7 protein-coding genes are annotated in these 4666 nt (G+C 39.9%); 6 read left to right on the plus strand and 1 reads right to left on the minus strand.

What is annotated here, in order from left to right:
* Window positions 1-202: 202 nt before the first annotated feature.
* Window positions 203-991 (minus strand): adenosylcobinamide-GDP ribazoletransferase, encoded by a 789-nt coding sequence (gene cobS / locus PN497_RS22850; protein ID WP_096564909.1) that lies wholly within the window; start codon window positions 989-991, stop codon window positions 203-205.
* Between the two features lie 188 nt (window positions 992-1179).
* Between cobS and PN497_RS22855 the strand changes: the two genes are divergently transcribed.
* From PN497_RS22855 to psbM, 6 genes are all read left to right on the plus strand, one after another.
* Window positions 1180-1632 carry a hypothetical protein gene (locus PN497_RS22855; RefSeq protein ID WP_096564911.1) on the plus strand — a complete coding sequence of 151 codons (453 nt, stop codon included), beginning with the start codon at window positions 1180-1182 and terminating at the stop codon, window positions 1630-1632.
* A gap of 67 nt (window positions 1633-1699) precedes the next feature.
* Window positions 1700-1843, plus strand: coding sequence for an alpha/beta hydrolase (locus tag PN497_RS22860; RefSeq protein ID WP_096564913.1), 144 nt, complete (start codon window positions 1700-1702; stop codon window positions 1841-1843).
* Window positions 1806-2936, plus strand: a complete 1131-nt coding sequence (tgt, locus tag PN497_RS22865) for a tRNA guanosine(34) transglycosylase Tgt (RefSeq protein WP_096564915.1) — start codon at window positions 1806-1808, stop codon at window positions 2934-2936. The genes PN497_RS22860 and tgt overlap by 38 nt, the downstream gene beginning before the upstream one ends.
* A 177-nt stretch (window positions 2937-3113) precedes the next feature.
* Complete coding sequence (locus PN497_RS22870; RefSeq protein ID WP_006195022.1) at window positions 3114-3251, plus strand: photosystem II reaction center protein K; 138 nt, start codon at window positions 3114-3116, stop codon at window positions 3249-3251.
* 181 nt (window positions 3252-3432) lie between these two features.
* The gene (locus PN497_RS22875) at window positions 3433-3729 is read left to right on the plus strand and encodes a 2Fe-2S iron-sulfur cluster-binding protein (RefSeq protein ID WP_096564917.1); all 297 of its coding nucleotides are present in this window, start codon (window positions 3433-3435) and stop codon (window positions 3727-3729) included.
* A gap of 413 nt (window positions 3730-4142) precedes the next feature.
* Window positions 4143-4256, plus strand: coding sequence for a photosystem II reaction center protein PsbM (gene psbM / locus PN497_RS22880; protein ID WP_071985120.1), 114 nt, complete (start codon window positions 4143-4145; stop codon window positions 4254-4256).
* Window positions 4257-4666: the final 410 nt, after the last annotated feature.

The following is a 4666-nucleotide window of genomic DNA, read 5'->3' on the forward strand; positions in this document are numbered from 1 at the left end:
AAATCAGTGCAGGATTTTTCAGGGGCATACTCCTAAAAGCGTGCATTTTCCGGGTGAAATTTCAAAGAATTGGTTACTAACAGATCACCCAAACTCTTGCCTATTCCCTATTCCCTATTCCCTGCCTTAACGAAGAGACTTGTTCAGCAAACCCTATTTAGTTTCAATCACAAAAATATAGTCAAACATAGTCAATTACCAATTACCCATTACCCAAAGTCATTACACATAAAAACAAAGCCTCAGTCCATTCAACCACAGCACCGTAAGTATCTCCAGTGTGTCCACCCAGCTTATAGTTAAACCAACAAGGGACTAAAAGAGCGATCGCACTACCCGCCAACACCATAAATACAGATAACAATAGATTTTGGGAATTAACAACCCAAACTAAAATACTCAAACCCAACAATAAAAACCAACTCGGTAAAATATCTGCATAAGAACGAATTGCCTGTTTATGAAATGCACCTTTACCAGTAGGTTTCAGATAGGGATATCGCAAAATCGCTACTTGTTGTCCCCAACGTCCCCAACCACAGGCCGCCATTAAGATTAAATAACGGTTTTCCGAAATATCCATTAAAGCTGCGGTTTTCAACAACAAAATAGCGATCGCTACCATTGCCCCAAAAGCACCAGTAGCACTATCAGCCATTACCTGTAACCTCTTTTCAGGATCACCTACTGCTAAACCATCAGCAGTATCCATTGCACCATCTAAATGTAAACCACCCGTAATTGCGATCCAGGTAACAACCACCAAAGCAGTCCGAGTTAATACGGGGATATGTAAGTAATTAAAAATGAAATCTAATAAACCTAACATTCCCCCGATCATCAAACCCACAACCGGAGCAAAAACAGCAACATTGCTAAAATCCAAGCCTGGGATATAGGGTAAGGGAATAGAAGTGTAAAATATAATAGATGCTATTACTTGTAATAATTTATCTTGACAAACTTGCCATAGTTGAAGAATATATACCATAGCGAAAACTCAACTTCAGAGGAGAATAGAAACTGACTGTAAAAAGTTAGAGGAAATTGAGTAGTTTCCATAGACGATCGCTATGTAAAGTTGATATTTTGGAAATATAGGGTTTTGTCCAGTGAAAAAGCTAGGCATTGACTTTTCATCTGTGTTGTCACTCACCTTCCCTCAATCGCTAATACTCTATGAGTTATCATCTACCCAATATCAAAATACCAGCCCCGTGTATTGTCAACACCGGCGTAATTGTAAATAAACTCGACATCCGCAGACTCTTAACAGATTTAGGTCGAGTTCACTACATCTACAGCCAAGAGAACAAGCTACTGAGCGAAGGTGATGGGGATGTGATGGAAGTATTTGCCCATCCGCAAAGGTCTACAATAGTTGCTAACAACGCTCTGTATCTGAATATAGATAGTTTTGACTATCTAGAACTACAACAATCACCTGAACAAGAAACATACTTTGATTTATTCCAAGAAGAGTTTTGTTTGCGTCTGATTCCACTCTCTACACCTTTACAAGAAAGATGCGATCGCCAATTTAACGCCGGTGCAATAGAAGCAATGATGGATCAGGTGTTATCCGCTCGATGGGATGCGGAAATTGATGACGATTGCTCTGATTGTTTCTAACTCCGAAATATAATATACCCACAGCAAGGATACTATATAGCAGGGTCTCACCCCCAATTTTTGGAAGATGGGGAGATGGGGAGATAGGGAAGTTAATAACCCAATCACCAATTACCAATTACCAATTACCAATTACCAATTACCCATTACCCATTACCCATTACCCATTACCAATGTCCAAATTCTCTTTTCAACTCCTAGCTACCTGTAGTCAAACCAAAGCCAGAGTCGGTGTGTTTTCTACCCCTCATGGTATTGTGGAAACTCCCAGATTTATGCCTGTGGGAACATTGGCAACTGTGAAAACTATTACCCCTGCTCAACTCAAGGATACAGGGGCGCAAATGGTACTTTCTAATACCTATCATTTGCACCTGCAACCAGGAGAAAATATTGTTGCCGGTGGTGGTGGACTGCATAAGTTCATGGGCTGGAATAGTCCGATGCTCACAGACTCTGGCGGTTTTCAGGTTTTCAGTCTCAGCGAAATGCGAAAAATTACAGAAGAAGGTGTAACTTTTCGTTCGCCCCATGATGGAAAAATTATTAAACTAACGCCAGAACGTTCCATAGAAATACAGAATACTCTGGGTGCTGATGTGATCATGGCGTTTGATGAATGTCCACCCTATCCCGCTACCCGTCAAGAGGTGGAAGCAGCGACGGATCGGACTTATCGCTGGTTAGAACGGTGCATAGCAGCACATCAAAGAACTGATCAAGCTTTGTTTCCCATTGTTCAAGGTGGTGTATATTTAGATTTACGCGCCCGTGCTGCCTCAGAGTTGGCTAAGTTGGATATGCCTGGTTTTGCTATTGGTGGGGTGAGTGTGGGTGAACCACCGGAGTTAATGGCACAGATAGTTAAAGCGACAACACCTTTGTTACCAGCAAATAAACCCCGGTATTTGATGGGTGTGGGAACTTATAAAGAAATGGCTATTGCGATCGCTTCTGGTATAGATTTATTTGATTGTGTGATTCCTACCCGATGGGCGCGACATGGAACAGCGATAGTTAACGGTGAAAGATGGAATCTGAAAAATGCCAAGTTTCGTGAAGATTTTACACCATTAGATGAAAATTGCCCTTGTTATGCTTGCACAAATTTCACCCGTGCTTATATTTCCCATTTAGTGCGATCGCAAGAAATCTTAGCTTATACATTATTAAGTATTCACAACATCACTGAACTGATCCGCTTCACCCAAAAAATTAGAGAATCAATTTTAAGCGATCGCTTTGTTGAAGACTTCGGACACTGGTTGAAAGATGACGGGGAAGAAGTGACAGGTGACAGGTGACAGGAGGCAGGGGAGCAGAGGAGGCAGGGGAAGCAGGGGAAGCAGGGGAAGATTAATAACCCAATCACCAATCACCAATCACCAATTCCCAATTCCTAATTCCCAATTCCCAAACCATGTTAATATACTCCTCAAATATGAAAGCTGTGTTGGATTATTAGGTGGATAGAAAAAAACATGGAAGCAGCACTTTTATTAGCAAAACTGCCCGAAGCGTACCAAATTTTTGATCCTTTGGTAGATGTACTCCCAGTTATTCCTGTATTCTTCCTGTTGCTTGCTTTTGTTTGGCAAGCTGCTGTTGGTTTCAGGTAAATTAATCTGGTTTCAATTTTTTGGACAGGGATTATACACCTGTCCTATTTTTTCAAGATTTATTTTTAATAAAATTTGTATTTTTTAATGTTTTGCAATAAATTCACCCAATTAAGTAAAATACTGTAGCAACCACTAACTAAAAATTAACAAAAATTTACCACTCACACAGGAAACAACTATGGGAAATATTAAGTTTGTCAACGAGAATAAAGAAGTAATTGCGGCTGATGGTGCAAACCTGCGGCTCAAAGCAATGGAAAATGGGATTGATATTTATAAATTTTGGGGAAAAATGACCAATTGCGGTGGTTATGGACAATGTGCCACCTGTATTGTGGAAGTAGTAGAAGGGCTGGAAAACCTCTCACCCCGTACTGATGTAGAAAAGCGGAAATTTAAGAACAAACCAGATAACTATCGTCTTGCGTGCCAAACCCTAGTTAACGGACCTGTTAGCGTAGTTACTAAACCTTAACGAAGGCAGCAGGCAGGAGGCAGGAGGCAGGAAGAGGCCTATTGTACGGGGGGTGAATGTGATATATTAGTCTTGAGTTCAAGAAGCGTAGATCCTTTGAAAGTGGTGAAAGTCCTGATCTGAGAGTGCGGAGAGTTAGAATTAACCTAACCATAGCTCCTGTGTGGCAGGAAATCCTATAAATTAGACGAAATAAAACATTTTCAAGAGTAGCTAATCAAATCAGAACTGAAAAAAGGTAAAATTAGTTCGGAAATCTATCTCAGATTAGAAACCGAATAGTGCGGCTTGTAGTTAGCCCTGTAAGGTGTAAGACCTTACCAAGCTAGAAATATTGGACTATATTTTTAGTAACTATGATGCTATTCTAAAATTGTTGACTGAAAATCAATTTAGAGAGAGGCTATCTTGCCATGCAAGTTAATGACCTGGGCTTTGTAGCAAGCATCTTATTTGTGCTTGTTCCTGCCGTATTTTTAATAATTCTTTACATCCAAACTGCCAGCCGCGAAGGTGGTAAAAACTAACAGTTTGGTAATTGGTAATTGGTAATTGGTAATTGGTAATTGGTAATTGAGATAGTCCTAAGCTGACTATTTTATAGATAAAACTGTACTTATGTTGACAAGCATTGACATAAGTGAGTTAAGAAAATCACCCACTTGATATATAATCCTACGATATCAAGTATTGAATTAAGACTATTGCCAACGCGAAAACCAAGCAATGATAGCCGTAGTCTTTCTTGTAAATCTTAACTTGAGAAATATCGCGTCTGGCTAAGGCGTGCAAGTCTACTGAGGGATAACTGCTCCCATGCTCCCGTTGAAGTAGAAAGTAAAGTCTAGCTTTGTCTAGGTTTTACATAGCAGAAAGAAAGCAAAAGGCAAGAGAAAAAAGAATTGAAGAATAAAGAATTAATTTTTCTTCCCCTGCT

It is taken from the genome of Sphaerospermopsis kisseleviana CS-549 (genome assembly GCF_028329225.1).
GTDB lineage: Bacteria > Cyanobacteriota > Cyanobacteriia > Cyanobacteriales > Nostocaceae > Sphaerospermopsis > Sphaerospermopsis kisseleviana.